Source organism: Pseudomonas sp. MF08831 (genome assembly GCF_059862645.1).
In genome coordinates, this window is the sequence record NZ_JCBCUX010000007.1 from 284394 (window position 1) to 300626 (window position 16233).

General features: G+C 60.2%; 13 protein-coding genes and 1 pseudogene. 7 read left to right on the forward strand and 7 right to left on the reverse strand.

The features are described 5' to 3' along the window. The first annotated feature begins 39 nt into the window (after positions 1–39). The 4 genes from AC19YS_RS17295 to AC19YS_RS17310 are packed head-to-tail and all read left to right on the forward strand — an operon-like array spanning position 40 to position 3944. Entirely contained in the window at positions 40–966 is a 927-nt protein-coding gene (locus AC19YS_RS17295; protein WP_200623964.1) for a DUF72 domain-containing protein, read from the forward strand. Beyond that, the gene (locus tag AC19YS_RS17300) at positions 963–1739 is read left to right on the forward strand and encodes an endonuclease/exonuclease/phosphatase family protein (RefSeq protein WP_169367705.1); all 777 of its coding nucleotides are present in this window, start codon (positions 963–965) and stop codon (positions 1737–1739) included. Before AC19YS_RS17295 ends, AC19YS_RS17300 begins: the two co-directional genes overlap by 4 nt. Then, positions 1736–2998 (forward strand): cardiolipin synthase ClsB, encoded by a 1263-nt coding sequence (clsB, locus tag AC19YS_RS17305; protein WP_200623965.1) that lies wholly within the window; start codon positions 1736–1738, stop codon positions 2996–2998. Before AC19YS_RS17300 ends, clsB begins: the two co-directional genes overlap by 4 nt. Beyond that, on the forward strand, positions 2988–3944 hold the full coding sequence (locus tag AC19YS_RS17310) for a lysylphosphatidylglycerol synthase domain-containing protein (RefSeq protein ID WP_106580223.1): 957 nt from the start codon (positions 2988–2990) through the stop codon (positions 3942–3944). The genes clsB and AC19YS_RS17310 overlap by 11 nt, the downstream gene beginning before the upstream one ends. A gap of 110 nt (positions 3945–4054) precedes the next feature. On the opposite strand, the gene AC19YS_RS17315 is transcribed toward AC19YS_RS17310, so the two are convergent. Together AC19YS_RS17315 and AC19YS_RS17320 are read right to left on the reverse strand one after the other, a co-directional pair. Then, on the reverse strand, positions 4055–4810 hold the full coding sequence (locus AC19YS_RS17315) for an alpha/beta hydrolase family protein (RefSeq protein ID WP_106580222.1): 756 nt from the start codon (positions 4808–4810) through the stop codon (positions 4055–4057). Continuing rightward, positions 4800–5908 (reverse strand): annotated as a pseudogene (locus tag AC19YS_RS17320) (DUF3182 family protein). The gene AC19YS_RS17315 and the pseudogene AC19YS_RS17320 overlap by 11 nt, the downstream one beginning before the upstream one ends. Before the next feature lie 239 nt (positions 5909–6147). Between AC19YS_RS17320 and AC19YS_RS17325 the strand changes: the two are divergent. Continuing rightward, positions 6148–6711 (forward strand): cysteine hydrolase family protein, encoded by a 564-nt coding sequence (locus AC19YS_RS17325; RefSeq protein ID WP_500602293.1) that lies wholly within the window; start codon positions 6148–6150, stop codon positions 6709–6711. 21 nt (positions 6712–6732) lie between these two features. Here the strand turns inward: AC19YS_RS17325 and tam are convergent, their stop codons facing one another. Further along, entirely contained in the window at positions 6733–7494 is a 762-nt protein-coding gene (gene tam / locus AC19YS_RS17330; protein WP_500602294.1) for a trans-aconitate 2-methyltransferase, read from the reverse strand. A 102-nt stretch (positions 7495–7596) separates the two neighbouring features. Between tam and AC19YS_RS17335 the strand changes: the two genes are divergently transcribed. Then, positions 7597–8505, forward strand: coding sequence for a LysR family transcriptional regulator (locus tag AC19YS_RS17335; RefSeq protein WP_500602295.1), 909 nt, complete (start codon positions 7597–7599; stop codon positions 8503–8505). A 410-nt stretch (positions 8506–8915) separates the two neighbouring features. Here AC19YS_RS17335 and AC19YS_RS17340 read toward each other — a convergent pair whose 3' ends face one another. Both AC19YS_RS17340 and AC19YS_RS17345 read right to left on the reverse strand, forming a co-directional pair. Next, positions 8916–9443 carry a single-stranded DNA-binding protein gene (locus tag AC19YS_RS17340; RefSeq protein WP_010467282.1) on the reverse strand — a complete coding sequence of 176 codons (528 nt, stop codon included), beginning with the start codon at positions 9441–9443 and terminating at the stop codon, positions 8916–8918. 9 nt (positions 9444–9452) lie between these two features. Then, positions 9453–10847 (reverse strand): MFS transporter, encoded by a 1395-nt coding sequence (locus AC19YS_RS17345; protein WP_106580217.1) that lies wholly within the window; start codon positions 10845–10847, stop codon positions 9453–9455. Positions 10848–11025: 178 nt separating this feature from the next. Here AC19YS_RS17345 and uvrA point away from each other — a divergent pair, with 178 nt between their 5' ends. Then, positions 11026–13860: an excinuclease ABC subunit UvrA gene (gene uvrA / locus AC19YS_RS17350; protein ID WP_119742783.1), complete on the forward strand. Its 2835-nt coding sequence runs from the start codon at positions 11026–11028 to the stop codon at positions 13858–13860. Between the two features lie 65 nt (positions 13861–13925). On the opposite strand, the gene bfr is transcribed toward uvrA, so the two are convergent. Then, positions 13926–14390, reverse strand: a complete 465-nt coding sequence (bfr, locus tag AC19YS_RS17355; protein WP_015886133.1) for a bacterioferritin — start codon at positions 14388–14390, stop codon at positions 13926–13928. A 155-nt stretch (positions 14391–14545) separates the two neighbouring features. After that, the gene (locus AC19YS_RS17360; protein ID WP_500602296.1) at positions 14546–15994 is read right to left on the reverse strand and encodes a catalase; all 1449 of its coding nucleotides are present in this window, start codon (positions 15992–15994) and stop codon (positions 14546–14548) included. Positions 15995–16233 lie beyond the last annotated feature (239 nt).

The window sequence follows — 16233 nt, forward strand, 5'->3', positions numbered from 1 at the left end:
AAACGGAGGTCACTTGGCCCTACATCCACGGGAGTAATCATGGCGGCGATTTACATCGGCATTTCCGGCTGGCGCTACACGCCCTGGCGGGGGGATTTCTACCCCGAGGGCCTGACCCAGAAACGCGAATTGCAATTTGCGTCACGCGCCGTCAACAGCATCGAAATCAACGGCTCGTTCTACGCCCTGCAAACACCCAAGCGTTATGCCGAGTGGTACGCCGACACGCCTGAGCATTTCGTGTTCAGCGTGAAGGCACCGCGCTACATCACCCACATTCTGCGCTTGCGCGATGTGCACAAGCCGATGGCCAATTTCTTTGCTTCCGGGGTGCTGGAACTGAAAGAAAAGCTCGGGCCGATCCTCTGGCAATTCCCGCCCAGCTTCACATTCGACCCGCCGCTGTTTGAAGCCTTTCTTCAACAACTCCCCACCGAAACTCAACAGGCCGCCGCCCTCGCCCGCGAGCACGAGCCGCGCCTGAACGGCAAGGCGAGCATGCAAGCCCATGGCAAAAAGCCGCTGCGTCATGCGGTGGAAATTCGCCACAAGAGTTTCGCAGTACCGGAGTTTGTGCAGATGCTGGACAAGCACGGTGTGGCACTGGTGGTCGCCGATACCGCCGGCAAGTGGCCGTATATCGAAGACGTCACCGCCAACTTCCTGTACCTGCGCCTGCACGGTGACAAAAAGCTCTACGCCAGCGGCTACACCGCCGAGGCGATCAAGCGTTGGGGTGACCGCATCGATCGCTGGCGCCAGGGCAAACAGCCGGAGGATGCGCATTTGGTCGACCCGAAACACACGCCACGCGCGCGCAAGCAACGCGATATTTTTTGCTATTTCGACAACGACATCAAAGTGCGCGCGCCCTTCGATGCGCGCCAACTGTTGCAGCGCTTCGAGCTGGATAAACACTTGGCCACCGAGCCCGGCACGTTGCCAGCACCCGGGGTGCTGCCATGACCCATCCGGAATTGATCCCCGCCACGCCCACTACCGCCATCACGCGCTTCAAAGTGCTGACGGTGAATATCCACAAGGGTTTCACCGCGCTGAATCGACGCTTCATCCTGCCCGAACTGCGTGAAGCGGTGCGCAGCGTGGGCGCCGACATGGTGTTCTTGCAGGAAATCCACGGCACTCACGAACGCCATCCCCAGCGCTACCAGGACTGGCCGAAGATGCCGCAATACGAGTTCCTGGCCGACAGCATCTGGCCGCAGTTCGCTTACGGGCGCAACGCGGTCTACCCGCACGGCGACCACGGCAACGCGTTGCTGTCCAAATTCCAGATCGTGCGCTACGACAACCTCGACATCTCGCAAAGCGGCCATGAAAGCCGCGGGCTGCTGCATTGCGTATTGCGCCTGCCAGGCACCGGCCAAGAGGTGCATGCGATCTGCATGCACTTGGGCCTGCGCGAGGTGCATCGTCAGCAGCAATTGCGTTTGCTGGAACAGCGCATCAGCGAAATCCCGGCCGACGCGCCGCTGGTGGTGGCCGGTGATTTCAACGACTGGCGCCAAAAGGCCGACCTGAGCCAGAGCGGTCTCAGAGAAGTGTTTGTTGAAGCCACTGGTAAGCCCGCGCGCACGTTTCCGGCGCGCCTGCCGCTGTTACCGCTGGACCGCATCTATGTGCGCAACCTGAAAATTCACAACCCCAAGGTACTGACTACCCGGCCGTGGTCGCATCTGTCAGACCATGTGCCGTTGTCGGTGGAGATCGAGTTATGACCGTCGCGGTAGAGCACATTGCCACCGACCAGCCGCCAGATGACGCCAAGGCGCGTGATGTCGATTACGGCTGGCAGAGCGGCAACCGTCTTGAGTTGCTGGAGAACGGCGAGGCTTACTTCCCCAGGGTGTTTGAAGCGATGCGCGAGGCCCAGCGGGAGATTTTGCTGGAGACCTTTATTCTGTTCGAAGACAAGGTCGGCCATGAGCTCAAAGGCATCTTGATTGAGGCGGCGCAGCGCGGCGTCAAGGTGGTGGTCAGCCTCGACGGGTTTGGCTGCGGCGAGCTGAGCCCGGCGTTTCTGGGTGAGCTGGCCGAGGCTGGCGTGCTGGTGCAGATGTTTGACCCGGCGTCGAAAATGCTGGGGATTCGCACCAACTGGTTCCGTCGCCTGCACCGCAAGATCGTGGTGGTGGACGCCACCGTGGCGTTTATCGGCGGGATCAATTTTTCTGCCGACCATCTGGGCGATTTCGGCCCCGAAGCCAAGCAGGATTACGCCGTGCGAGTGACCGGCCCTGCGGTCGCCGACCTGCATCATTTTGCCCTCGCCCAAAGCGGCCGCCAGGTGCGCACGCGGCGGGGCTGGCGACGACGCCAGCAACGACCGTCCCTGTGGACAACGGCCAATGAGGAAGGTCTGGTTCGCCTGATTTACCGCGACAACGTGCAGCACCGCGACGATATCGAAGAGGCCTATATCCACGCCTTGAGCAAGGCGCAAAAACGCGTGGTGATAGCCAACGCCTACTTCTTCCCCGGCTACCGCCTGCTGCGCGAGATTCGCAATGCCGCGCGCCGTGGCGTGCACGTGCAACTGATCATGCAAGGCCAGCCCGACGTGCTGTTGGCCAAGCTGGCGGCGCGCATGCTCTATGACTATTTGCTCAAGGACGGCGTGGTGATCCATGAGTATTGCCAGCGCCCGCTACACGGCAAAGTCGCGTTGGTGGATGACGAGTGGAGCACCGTAGGCTCAAGCAACCTGGACCCATTGAGCCTGTCCCTGAACCTGGAAGCCAATGTGTTGATTCGCGACCGCGCGTTCAACCAGCAGCTGTACGAACGCCTGGAACTGCTCGCCCGCGAGCACTGCCGGACCATGCCGGAAAACCGCAAGCCCCGCCTGTGGCTATGGCGGTTGACCGTGGGTTTTTTGGTGTTTCATGTGATGCGCCACTTCCCCGTGCTGACGGGCTGGCTGCCCGCGCACAAACCGCGTTTGAAACCCTTCGAGAGCCAGGCCCATGACCTCTGAAGCCGGTGGTTCACGACTCAAACGCTGGAAGAAGCCGCTGACCGTTGTCTTCTTCCTGGTGTTGATCGCGCTGTTCACCCTGCTGGCACGGCGCATCGACTGGAGCGAAGTGCTGCAGACGCTCGGCGACTTCAAGCTGCGCACGTTGCTGATCGCCAGCGCGCTGACCCTGTGCAGTTTTCTCGTCTACGCCAGTTTCGACCTCATCGGCCGCACTTACATTCGCCAACCGCTGGGTTGGAAGCAAATCCTGCCGGTGGGGATCATCAGCTACGCGTTCAACCTTAACCTGAGCGCGTGGGTCGGCGGGATTGCCATGCGTTACCGGCTGTATTCGCGGCTTGGGGTGAGCACCGGCAATATCGCCAAGATCCTTGGGCTGAGCCTGGCCACCAATTGGTTCGGCTATATGGCGCTGGCCGGTGTGGTGTTCAGCAGCGGTTTGGTGACGATGCCGCCCGGGTGGAAAGTCAGCACCCTGGCGTTGCAGGGCATTGGCGTGGTGCTGGTGTTGGCCAGCCTCGGCTACTTGGCGGCGTGCCGGTTCTCGAAGAAGCGTGCGTGGTCGATCAAGGGCATCGAGATCAATCTGCCGTCGTTGCGCATGGCGTGTTTGCAGTTGGCCCTGGGCGCGTTGAACTGGTCGTTGATGGCAGCGGTGATTTTTACCTTGTTGCCGGCCAAGTTGGACTATCCACTGGTGCTGGGGGTGTTGCTGATCAGCGCGATTGCCGGTGTGGTTACGCATATTCCAGCGGGGCTTGGGGTGTTGGAGGCGGTGTTTATTGGCTTGCTGCAGCATGAGGCGTCGCGCGGGAGTTTGCTGGCCGGGTTGATTGCCTATCGGGCGGTGTACTTTATTTTGCCGCTGGTGATTGCGTTGGTGATGTACCTCGCGGTGGAGGCCAAGGCCAAGGCGTTGCGGGTTAAAAAGACACCGGCTTGATGCAGGTTGGCAGGACCGGCGCCATCGCGGGCAAGCCCGCTCCCACCGTTGGAATGCATTCCACTGTGGAAGCCGGACTTGCCTGTGATGGCGCTTGAGGGGGCAACGCTTTATCGGGCCTGGATGATGCTCAGCCGTTCGCCCACCACCATCTCGGTAATCCAGTCCACCAGGATTGAGGTGTAGGCCTGCTGCGACACCGGGTCGCTCAACGAGTGGTCGGCGCCGTCGATGATGCGGTGGGTCAAGGAGTGAGTCTGCTGGCACGCCGCGCGGTAACTCATGATGGTGGCGTGGGGCACATGGTCGTCGGTTTCCGATTCGACAATCAGCACATCGCCGGTGAATTTCGCGCAGGCATGCAGGGCGCGGTTGGTTTCGGCGTGCACCAGGGTGCTGCGGTAATCCATCAGGTCGACCTTATCCAGATCGCGTTTGGGCTTGAGCCATTCCTGGTCGCGGTACAGCGCCGGCACGCGCAGCGCCAGCCAGCGCACCGGGCGCAATGAGGTGAGGATCGCCGCCAGGTAACCGCCGTAGCTGGTGCCCACCACCGCCACGGCCGAGGTGTCGATGGCCGGGTGCGACAGCAAGCGGTCGTAGGCCGCCAGCAAGTCGCGCAGGTTGTCTTCGCGGGTAACGCGCGACAACGGAATACCGGTGCCGGCGTGGCCGCGCAAATCAAAAGTCAGGCATACGCAGCCCAGGCCGGCAATGCCTTTGGCGCGCTCAAGGTCGCGCTCCTGGCTACCGCCCCAGCCGTGCACAAACAACACGCCTGGCACTTTGGATTTGGGGCTCAGGAATGTCCCGCTCATTTGCTCGTCGTCGATGTCGATCGCAATGCTTTCACTTCTAGCCGTCATAAGATTTAACCGTCACGTACTTGAGAAGAAAGTCGCTGTTGTCTGCAGGGCCGCGGTACACCTCGATGGCGTCCGCCGGCAGCGGTTGGTCCATGTACGTTCCACAGATGAAACGTGGATGGCACGCAGGCTCGGGTTATTGATGAAGCTTTGCAGCGCAGCGACTTCCGCGCTGCTGGCGCCGCCCATGCGCCAGGATTGTTCGAGCACGCCGCTGCGGCGTTGGCCGTCACTGTCCAGGCCTTGGGCAATGTCGTAGTTGCGGCGCGAAGCGTAGAAACCAGGGTAGGCCCCATCGGCGGCCGTGTCGAAAACCTGGGCTTGTTCGATGGCCTCACGCACATCGTCGGGCAGGTCGAGCTTCAACAGGTCGGCGTAGTGGCCAGGCACGACGAGTAAGTCGGAGCCGCCGTAGACCGCTTCGCCCTGCCCGTCCTCAGTGAGGTACTGCTGGCCGCAATAGCTGATGACGTGTTCGCCGATAAAACTCTGGCCCACGCTGTGGGTGATCACCTCGTGCAAGTCCTGCTCAAGCACCACGCCTTCCGTAAACAGCGTCGCCATGTCGGGTCGCGCCAGCAGCGCTTCGAACTCATCGAGACTGTGGATAACTTCCTGTCCCCGACCGGCGCAGGCATGCACAGGCTTCAGGCGGATCGGCCCGCTGTAGAGCAAGCGCGTGGCGGCGGGCAATGCGTCTTTAAAGGCAAAGACGCTAAGGCCATCGAGGACGACCGGGCGCACCCGCTCGGCAAACGCCGACGACCAGCCTTGCGGCGCCGTCGCTTCGGGGCTCAACAGGCCATGAGTGATGGCTTTGGTGCAGATGAAATCGTAGTCGACGTAACCGCCCCACACATCCTCTGGGCCCTTAACCTTCAGCGCCAGCGCCTGGGCGGCGCCCACCAGGGTTTGCGTTGGCAGCACATACACGTCACGCCCGGCATGTTGCTGCGGGTCGTAACTGCCGCCGAATTTCAGCCCCAGAATCTGTGCCAGCCACCGCGCCAGCGCCCGGTTAGTTTCAACCTCGTGCTGCGGCGCGCCCGCTCGCGTGGAATGTGCAACCACCAGCTTCTTGCGTTGAGTTGGGGTCATGCGTCCCCCTTGGCTATCCCGCCATGTGTGTACACCAATGGTTGCAGGGATCAGGCCAAGACGATTTCAGGAAAGAGCGTCTCTAAATCAATCAGTTGCTTAAAAAGCGATGGCAGTTGGCCTGTCTTATTCTGCACGACAGGCCGTTGAACAGGCGGCGTTCTGCACGATTCCTCCCGCCGCTGCGGCTGGCGCCAGCTAAGATACGGGGCCCTTCACTCTGCAACGAGACATCACCCATGGCCAAGCAAGCGCTCATCCTGATCGACATTCAGAACGACTACTTCCCTGGGGGCAAGTGGCCGCTCGACGGCGTGGACGCGGCGGCCAACAAGGCCGCGCAGGTGCTGCAGGCCTTTCGCCAGGCGGGCGACGCGGTGATTCACGTTCGCCATGAGTTCACCTCCGAGGACGCACCCTTCTTTACACCGGGTTCCGAGGGCGCGCACTTGCATGCCAAGACCGTGAACGAGGCGAATGAACCGGTGGTGCTCAAGCACGTCGTGAATGCATTTCGCGGGACGGATCTGCGGGCGTTGCTGGAGCAACGGGCCATCACCGAAGTGGTTGTGGTGGGCAACATGAGCCACATGTGCATCGACGCCGTGGTGCGGGCTGCGGCGGACCTGGGCTACAAGGTCACGCTGTTGCATGACGCGTGTGCGACACGGGACCTGGAATTTAACGGGCAAGTGATTCCGGCAGCCCAAGTGCATGGGGCCTATATGGCTTCACTGGCTTTTGCCTACGCGGACGTGGTGTCGACGGCGGAGTACTTGAAGGCACAAGCGGCAGCGGCATGACCGCCACTTGTGTAACGAGCGTTAACGGGTCGCGATGATGAAAAGGCGAGGGAACGGCAGCAACACAGTGCCATCGCCCAGTGCTGGATACGCCTGGGTAATCCGCGTCTGATATTCATGCAGGAAGGCGACTTTTTCGCGCTCGGTCAACGGTGCGAGGAAGGGCCGTAATGCCGACCCCTTGAACCATTCCACCACGGCGCCGTGATCCGCCAGCGGGTGCAGGTAGGTGGTGCGCCACACATCGACAGTGCTGCAGTGCTTGCTCAACAGCTCGTAGTAATAGCTCGCCGTGTGCCGTTCATTGTGTTTGACCGAACCGATCTTCGCCGCCCATGGGCCCTGGGCAGCGACTTCGCGCGCCAGCCGGTGGGCTGGTTCGTCGAGGTTATCCGGGGTCTGCACCGCCAGCGTACCGCCAGGCGTCAGTTGGCTGACCAGGTGCGGATACAGCGTGGCGTGGTCCGGCAACCATTGCAGCGAAGCGTTGGCCAGAATCACATCACATGGCTGTGCCGGTGCCCAGGTGCCGATGTCGGCCAATTCGAAATTCAGCGCCGGCAGGCGTTTGCGTGCGTCGATCAGCATGTCGCCGGAACTGTCCATGCCGGTGACATGCGCCTTAGGGAAACGTTCGGCCAGCACTTCGGTGGAGTTACCGGGGCCACAACCGAGGTCCACCGCCGTGTTTACCGGGCGATCTGGAATGGCCGCGACCAGGTCACGAACCGGACGGGTGCGCTGCTGTTCAAACATCGTGTACTGCTTGGCTGACCAGGTCATCACGGCTTTCCTTCTTTTTCGAGAGTGGCCACAGCCTAAATCTTGTGAGCCATGAGAACAAATGCCAGGATTGGCGACCTCCCATACCTTGAAAGTATCCCTATGCTGGAACTTCGCCAACTCAGAGCCTTCGTGGCGATTGCCGAGGAAGGCTATATCACTCGCGCGGCGCAACGCTTGGGCATGCAACAACCGCCGCTGACCCGAATGTTGCAAAGCCTTGAGGCCGAGCTAGGCGTGACATTGATGGAGCGCCTGCCGCGCGGCGTGCGCCCCACGACTGCCGGCCTGGCGTTGCTGGATGAAGCACGAGAAGTCTTGGCGCGTGCCGATGGTATCGCCGATATCGTGCGGCGCGCCGCCCGCGGTGAGCGTGGCCGGCTGGCTATCGGTTTTACCAGTTCGGCGGCATTGCACCCGTTCGTGCCCAGCGTTTTGCGCGTGTTTCGCGAAACATTTGTCGGCGTCTTGGTGGCCCTGGAAGAAGCGGGTACCGGCGAGCTGCTGGACGCGCTGGCCCATGAAAGACTCGACGCAGCGTTTATCCGCTCGCCGCTCAGCGGCAGTCAAACGTTGCAGGACCAGCCCATTCTGGTGGAGCCAATGCTGCTGGCGCTGCCTACCGATCACCCGCTGGCAAATGACGCCGCAACTCCCCTGCCCCTGGCGGCACTGGCCACCGAAGCCTTCGTGCTTTATCGGCGTCGCGTCGGTCTGGGTTTGTATGACGCGATTCTGGTGGCCTGCCGTGAAGCGGGTTTCAGCCCGCAGGTGGTCCAGGAAGCACCGCGCATGACCGCGACATTGAGCCTGGTGGCGGCGGGCCTTGGCGTCTCCATCGTGCCAGCGTCCATGCAGCGGTTACGGGGGGATGGCATCGTTTATCGCGAACTGACGGACTGCCAAAGCCTGGTGGCGCCATTGCATTTGGCGACGCGGGTCGGTGACGGCTCGGCGGTGTTGCAGCGCTTCAAGCAAATGGTGGTCAGCGCCGCCGCGAAGGATGCCTGAGCGTTGGCGGCAGAACCTTTGCCGCCAGGCAGCTTGGGATCAGTTGTTGAGGGCCGCGGGTTTCACGCGCGGCCACTTACTCATGTACGGTTCGCCGTTGAGGGGAGTTCTTCGCCCAGGCTGCCATTGGGCATGGGCGTCAGCACGGTTGGGGTCAGCCATTTTTGCTTGGGCAGGCGAAGCAAGAAGCGTGTTCGACACAGTGTTCATCCATGGCTGTGTGATCGACAGGCCTGAGTACGAACCGGGCTCTGGCGCGCACGTCAGCCATCTAACGCGGTATGACAGCCGATCGGTGCTAGTGGCATTTGAGCGTCCCGCCCCATTTCCGAGAGGCACCGCAGTTTCTGTAGGCAAAGAAAAAGCCCCGAGAGCATGGCTCGCGGGGCTTTGAGCGAAGACGTTACCGATTAGAACGGGATATCGTCATCAAAGCTGTCGAAATCCGGAGCAGGCTGTGGAGCGGCCTGTTGTGGAGGTGGCGCCTGACGCGACTGCTGCGGTGCCGACTGCTGCGGACGCGGAGCCTGCTGGCGTGGGGCCGGAGCGGACTGCTGGTAGTTGTTGCCCCCGCCTTGTTGGTCGCCCTGCTGTGGACGGCCGCCGAGCAGTTGCATGGTGCCTTGCATGTCGACCACAATTTCAGTGGTGTAACGCTTGATGCCGTCTTTTTCCCACTCGCGGGTTTGCAGTTTGCCTTCGATGTAAACCTGCGAACCTTTACGCAGGTACTCGCCGGCGATCTCTGCAACCTTGCCGAACATCGACACGCGGTGCCATTCGGTTTTCTCGACCTTCTGGCCGGTCTGCTTGTCAGTCCACTGTTCGCTGGTCGCCAGACTCAGGTTGGTCACGGCGTTACCGTTAGGCAAGTAGCGAACTTCGGGATCCTGGCCGCATGTACCGACCAATATGACTTTGTTAACCCCACGGGCCATAACGTTCTCCTAAGCTGGGCGCGCTGTCGGCACTGGGTTGACCAGTTGCTCGAGCGTCGCGCGATCCAATAATTCGGTGTCCAATTTGATGTAGATGGCGGCTTCTTCAGCAATAACCACAGCATCCGTAACCCCAGCGACGGCCTTAAGGCGCTCAACCAGACCGGCTTCGCGGATCGCTTCTGGCGATAACGGCAAACGCAGGCTCGTCACATAGGGAGGTTCGCGCATGGTAACAGCAAAGGCTAGCCAGAGGGCAGCCAGACCTGCGCATCCCAGGAACACAACCGACAAACCGCCATGCTGGAACATCCAGCCGCCCATGATGCCGCCAAGCGCAGAGCCGAGGAACTGGCTGGTGGAATAAACCCCCATCGCCGTGCCCTTGCCACCGGCCGGTGAAACTTTACTGATCAGCGAAGGCAGCGAAGCCTCCAGCAGGTTGAACGCGGTGAAGAACACCACCGTACCGATTACCAGCGCCCGCAGGCTGTCGCCGAACTCCCAGAAGAATAGCTCAGTGAGCATCAATGTCGCGACGGCGCCCAGGAGAACTCGTTTCATTTTGCGTTTCTTCTCGCCGTAGATGATGAACGGGATCATGGCGAAGAACGAAATCAGCAAGGCGGTCAGGTAGACCCACCAGTGCTGCTCCTTGGGCAGGCCGGCTTTTTCGACCAGGGCCAGGGGCAGTGCGACGAAGCTGCACATCAGCATCGCGTGCAACACGAAGATACCTAAATCCAGACGGAGCAGGTCCGGGTGCTTGAGCGTCGGCAACAATGCCTTGCGTGCGACGCCGGACTCACGGTGCTGCAAGGTGCCGGTGGAGCGCGGCACCATGAAGGCCACGATCACGATCCCGAACAACGCCATGCCGCCCGTGGCCAGAAACAGCCCGTGCAAACCAAAGGCGCGCGTCAGCAATGGACCCACCACCATGGCCACCGCGAACGACAGGCCGATGGTCATGCCGATCATGGCCATGGCCTTGGTGCGATGTTGTTCGCGGGTCAAGTCCGAGAGCAGCGCCATGACGGCTGCGGAAATTGCGCCGGCGCCCTGCAGCACGCGCCCGGCGATCACGCCCCAGATCGAATCCGACTGCGCGGCAAGCACGCTGCCGAGCGCGAACACGATGAGACCCAGGTAAATCACCGGGCGACGGCCGATGCGGTCGGAAATAATCCCGAACGGAATCTGGAAAAGCGCCTGGGTCAGGCCATAGGCGCCAATCGCCAGGCCGATCAGGGCGGGAGTCGCGCCTGCGAGATCCATTCCATAGGTCGCCAGCACCGGCAACACCATAAACATGCCAAGCATACGGAAGGCGAACACCAGGGCCAGACCGCTTGCTGCTCGGGTCTCGCCGCTACTCATGCGTTCGCTGTGGGGATCGTGCATGGAAAAACCTCGTGTGAACCGGCGGCGATTCTACCAGTCCCATCGATTGAGAGGGTATATGCGGCGCTTTGCCGCGCAGCTTTCATGTAAGGCTGCAACCGGCACTTTGACAGTGTATATTCATCCAGTCTTTAGCCGTATACTCCTGCATTATTTACGCCCGCCGTGCGAGGCCATCTTGGACAAGATCCTGATTCGTGGGGCTAGAACCCACAACCTGAAGAACATCGACCTGACCCTGCCCCGGGACAAACTGATCGTCATCACCGGCCTGTCCGGCTCCGGCAAATCGTCCCTGGCGTTCGACACGCTGTATGCCGAAGGTCAGCGTCGCTACGTGGAATCGCTGTCGGCCTATGCCCGGCAATTCCTGTCGATGATGGAAAAGCCTGACGTCGACACTATTGAAGGCCTGTCGCCGGCAATTTCCATCGAGCAGAAGTCGACCTCCCATAACCCGCGCTCTACCGTGGGCACCATCACCGAAATCTACGACTACCTGCGTCTGCTGTATGCGCGTGTGGGTATTCCGCGCTGCCCGGACCACGATATTCCCCTGGAAGCCCAGACCGTCAGCCAGATGGTCGACCTGGTGCTGGCCCAGCCGGAAGGCGCCAAGCTGATGTTGCTGGCGCCGGTGATTCGCGAGCGCAAAGGCGAACACCTTTCGGTCTTCGAAGAGCTGCGTGCGCAAGGTTTTGTGCGCGCGCGCATCAACGGCAAGCTGTATGAGCTGGATGAAGCGCCGAAGCTCGACAAGCAGAAGAAGCATTCCATTGATGTGGTGGTCGACCGCTTCAAAGTGCGCGCCGACTTGCAGCAGCGCCTGGCCGAATCGTTCGAGACCGCGCTGAAGCTGGCGGATGGTATTGCGCTGGTCGCGCCGATGGACGACGAACCGGGTGAAGAGGTTATCTTCTCCGCGCGCTTTGCCTGCCCGATCTGCGGCCATGCCATCAGCGAGCTGGAACCCAAGCTGTTTTCCTTCAACAACCCGGCCGGCGCGTGCCCGACCTGCGATGGCCTGGGCGTTAAACAGTTCTTCGACATCAAGCGCCTGGTCAACGGTGAGCTGACTTTGGCGGAGGGCGCGATTCGCGGCTGGGACAGGCGCAACGTCTACTACTTCCAGATGCTGGGGTCATTGGCCTCGCACTATAAATTCAGCCTGGAAGTGCCGTTCAACCAGCTGCCGGCCGAGCAGCAGAAGGTCATCCTGCACGGCAGCGGCTCGCAGAATGTCGACTTCAAGTACCTGAACGACCGTGGCGATATCGTCAAACGCTCGCACCCATTCGAAGGCATCGTGCCGAACCTGGAGCGTCGTTACCGCGAGACTGAGTCGGCAAGCGTGCGTGAAGAGCTGGCCAAATTCCTCAGCACTCAGCCTTGCCCGGATTGCCGCGGCACGCGTCTGCGTCGCGAGGCGCGGCATGTGTGGGTGGGCGAGAAGACACTGCCGGCCGTGACCAACCTGCCGATTGGCGATGCCTGTGAATATTTTGGTGTACTCAAGCTGACCGGCCGCCGTGGGGAAATTGCGGACAAGATCCTCAAGGAAATCCGTGAGCGCCTGCAGTTCCTGGTTAACGTTGGCCTGGACTACCTGTCGCTGGATCGCAGTGCAGATACGTTGTCTGGCGGTGAAGCTCAGCGGATTCGCTTGGCCAGCCAGATTGGTGCTGGCCTCGTGGGCGTGTTGTACATCCTCGATGAACCGTCGATTGGCTTGCACCAACGGGACAATGACCGCCTGCTGGGAACCCTGAAGCACCTGCGGGATATCGGCAACACCGTGATCGTAGTCGAGCACGACGAAGATGCGATTCGCCTGGCGGACTACGTGGTCGACATCGGCCCGGGTGCGGGTGTGCACGGTGGCCATATTGTTGCCGAGGGCACGCCTGCCGAGGTGATGGCCCACCCGGACTCTTTGACCGGCAAGTACCTGTCTGGCCGCGTGAAGATTGAAGTACCGGCCAAACGTACGCCACGCAACAAGAAAATGGCGCTGCACCTGAAGGGCGCACGCGGTAACAACTTGCGCAACGTCGACCTGGAAATTCCGCTGGGTCTTTTGACCTGCGTGACCGGTGTATCCGGCTCGGGCAAGTCGACACTGATCAACAACACGCTGTTCCCGCTGAGTGCCACCGCCTTGAACGGCGCGACCACGCTGGAAGCAGCCGCGCACGACAGCATCAAGGGCCTGGAGCATCTGGACAAAGTCGTCGACATCGACCAAAGCCCGATCGGCCGTACACCACGCTCCAACCCGGCGACCTATACCGGCTTGTTCACCCCAATCCGCGAGCTGTTTGCTGGCGTACCGGAATCCCGCTCGCGGGGTTATGGGCCGGGCCGGTTCTCGTTCAACGTCAAGGGCGGGCGCTGCGAAGCGTGCCAGGGCGATGGCCTGATCAAGGTAGAGATGCACTTTCTGCCGGACATCTACGTGCCGTGTGACGTGTGCAAGAGCAAGCGTTATAACCGCGAAACCCTGGAGATCAAGTACAAGGGCAAAAGCATCCACGAAACCCTGGAGATGACCATCGAGGAAGCTCGGGTGTTCTTCGACGCGGTTCCAGCGTTGGCGCGCAAGCTACAAACGTTGATGGATGTGGGCCTGTCGTACATCAAGCTGGGGCAATCGGCGACTACCTTGTCCGGCGGCGAGGCGCAGCGGGTGAAGCTGTCTCGTGAGCTGTCCAAGCGCGATACTGGCAAGACTCTGTATATCCTCGATGAGCCGACCACGGGTCTGCACTTCGCCGATATCCAGCAATTGCTGGACGTACTGCACCGCTTGCGTGACCACGGCAACACAGTGGTGGTTATCGAGCACAACCTGGATGTGATCAAGACTGCCGACTGGCTGGTGGACCTGGGGCCGGAAGGCGGCTCCAAGGGCGGCCAGATCATTGCGGTGGGCACACCGGAGCAGGTTTCCGAGATGCCGCAGTCACATACCGGTTATTACTTGAAGCCGTTGCTGGCACGCGATAAAGCCTGATTTTTCGGGCGCATTAAAAAGCCCCTGTCACTTTGCGGTGACAGGGGCTTTTTTGTAGCCGGGAATCAGAACTGCGATTGCAGGTAATTCTCCAGGCCAACCAGCTTGATCAGGCCCAACTGCTTTTCCAGCCAGTAGGTGTGATCTTCTTCGGTGTCGTTAAGCTGCACACGGAGAATTTCGCGGGTCACGTAGTCATTGTGCTGCTCACAGAGCTCGATGCCCTTGCAGAGTGCGGCTCGCACCTTGTACTCAAGGCGAAGATCGGCTGCGAGCATGTCAGGCACCGTGGTACCCACATCCAGGTCGTCGGGGCGCATACGTGGCGTGCCTTCGAGCATCAGGATGCGGCGCATCAGCGCGTCAGCGTGCTGTGCTTCTTCTTCCATTTCGTGGTTGATACGCTCGTAGAGCTCGGTAAAGCCCCAGTCTTCGTACATGCGCGAATGGATGAAATATTGGTCACGAGCTGCCAGTTCGCCCGTCAGCAACGTGTTGAGGTAATCGATTACGTCGGGGTGACCTTGCATCGCCCTACATCTCCCTGCTTGAAAGTCTGTAGTTTGAACCATGATGACCCGAAGGTCACGGGACCAACGGCAGAAAAGTGAAGATTTCCGGAGAAAAGTAGCTGAAATAACGCAAAAACCGCCCAAATGAGGGCGGTTCTGCTTATCGTTTAGACTTAACTAAGCGTTACACCCAATGCCTTTGCGATTGCGTCTCCATAAGCCGGGTCAGCTTTGAAGAAGTGCTGCAGCTGGCGCTGCACCACATCGCTGGTGACGCCGGCCATTGCACCGGCAATGTTGCTGACCAGCAGGGCTTTCTGACTATCGTCCATCAAACGAAACAGTGCGCCGGCATGGCTGTAGTAGTCAGTGTCCTCACGGTGATCGTAGCGATCAGCGGCACCGCTCAAGGCCAAGGCGGGTTCTGCATACTGTGGCGCTTGTTTGGGCGCATCAGCGTAGCTGTTTGGCTCATAGTTAGGCGCTGCGCCACCATTGCTGCCGAAGGCCATCGAACCATCACGTTGGTAGCTGTTTACCGGGTTGCGTGGGGCGTTCACCGGCAATTGCTGGTGATTGGTACCCACGCGGTAGCGGTGAGCATCGGCGTACGCGAATACACGGCCTTGCAGCATGCGGTCTGGCGACAGGCCGACACCCGGCACCATGTTGCTTGGGCCAAACGCGGCCTGCTCAACTTCAGCAAAGTAGTTCTGCGGGTTACGGTTGAGCTCCAACTCGCCGACTTCGATAAGGGGAAACTCTTTCTGCGACCAGGTTTTAGTCACATCGAAGGGGTTCTCGTAGTGAGCGTTAGCTTGGGCTTCAGTCATGATCTGAACGCAGACACGCCATTTCGGGAAGTCTCCGCGCTCAATCGCACCGAACAAATCACGCTGTGCGTAATCAGGATCTGTACCGGCCAGGCGCGCGGCTTCAGCTGGCGCCAGGTTCTTGATCCCTTGCTTGGTCTTGTAGTGCCACTTAACCCAGTGACGCTCACCACGAGCATTGATCAGGCTATAAGTGTGACTGCCGAAGCCGTGCATGTGACGGTAGCCGTCAGGAATGCCGCGATCCGAGAAGAGGATGGTGACTTGGTGCAACGCTTCTGGAGAGTGCGACCAGAAATCCCACATCATCTGCGCACTTTTCAAATTGCTTTGCGGCAAGCGTTTTTGGGTGTGGATAAAGTCTGGGAATTTCAGCGGGTCACGGATGAAGAATACGGGCGTGTTGTTGCCCACGATGTCCCAGTTACCTTCCTCGGTGTAGAACTTCAGGGCGAAACCACGGGGGTCGCGCTCAGTGTCGGCCGAACCGCGCTCGCCGCCGACAGTGGAGAACCGCAGGAAGGTCGGTGTTTGTTTTCCGACGGACTCGAACAGCTTTGCACTGGTGTACTGAGTGATGTCTTGAGTAACGGTGAAGGTACCGTAAGCACCCGAGCCTTTGGCGTGCACGCGGCGCTCAGGAATGTTTTCACGGTTGAAGTGTGCAAGCTTCTCGATCAGGTGGAAATCGTCGAGCAGCAAAGGACCGCGCGGGCCGGCGGTACGGGAATTCTGGTTATCGGCAACGGGCGCACCGCTGGCGGTCGTAAGGACTTTACTCATGCTCAATCTTCCTCAGGTCAGACTCGGAACTGCCGGCTAATCGGCTTGGAGGAAGTATTGACTATCAAGATGACTCCATCAAATGCATTAAATCATGGTCTTTGATAGAGAATAACTAATGAGCCAGCCGCGCAAACGGCGATGGCTTAATAGCAGCACGGGCAGCGACGTAGGAAATACGGCTGTTTTTTAGACGCACACAAAAAACCGGGCACTAGGCCCGGTTCTTCGTTGCAGACTGTCGT

What these genes read in the sequence shown, in the direction of transcription:
- AC19YS_RS17340 (WP_010467282.1), bottom strand. Translation starts at nt 9,443, where the DNA reads ATGGCCCGTGGGGTTAACAAAGTCATATTGGTCGGTACATGCGGCCAG.
- AC19YS_RS17310 (WP_106580223.1), top strand. Translation starts at nt 2,988, where the DNA reads ATGACCTCTGAAGCCGGTGGTTCACGACTCAAACGCTGGAAGAAGCCG.
- clsB (WP_200623965.1), top strand. Translation starts at nt 1,736, where the DNA reads ATGACCGTCGCGGTAGAGCACATTGCCACCGACCAGCCGCCAGATGAC.
- AC19YS_RS17325 (WP_500602293.1), top strand. Translation starts at nt 6,148, where the DNA reads ATGGCCAAGCAAGCGCTCATCCTGATCGACATTCAGAACGACTACTTC.
- AC19YS_RS17315 (WP_106580222.1), bottom strand. Translation starts at nt 4,810, where the DNA reads ATGACGGCTAGAAGTGAAAGCATTGCGATCGACATCGACGACGAGCAA.
- AC19YS_RS17335 (WP_500602295.1), top strand. Translation starts at nt 7,597, where the DNA reads ATGCTGGAACTTCGCCAACTCAGAGCCTTCGTGGCGATTGCCGAGGAA.
- bfr (WP_015886133.1), bottom strand. Translation starts at nt 14,390, where the DNA reads ATGCAAGGTCACCCCGACGTAATCGATTACCTCAACACGTTGCTGACG.
- AC19YS_RS17300 (WP_169367705.1), top strand. Translation starts at nt 963, where the DNA reads ATGACCCATCCGGAATTGATCCCCGCCACGCCCACTACCGCCATCACG.
- AC19YS_RS17295 (WP_200623964.1), top strand. Translation starts at nt 40, where the DNA reads ATGGCGGCGATTTACATCGGCATTTCCGGCTGGCGCTACACGCCCTGG.
- tam (WP_500602294.1), bottom strand. Translation starts at nt 7,494, where the DNA reads ATGACCTGGTCAGCCAAGCAGTACACGATGTTTGAACAGCAGCGCACC.
- AC19YS_RS17345 (WP_106580217.1), bottom strand. Translation starts at nt 10,847, where the DNA reads ATGCACGATCCCCACAGCGAACGCATGAGTAGCGGCGAGACCCGAGCA.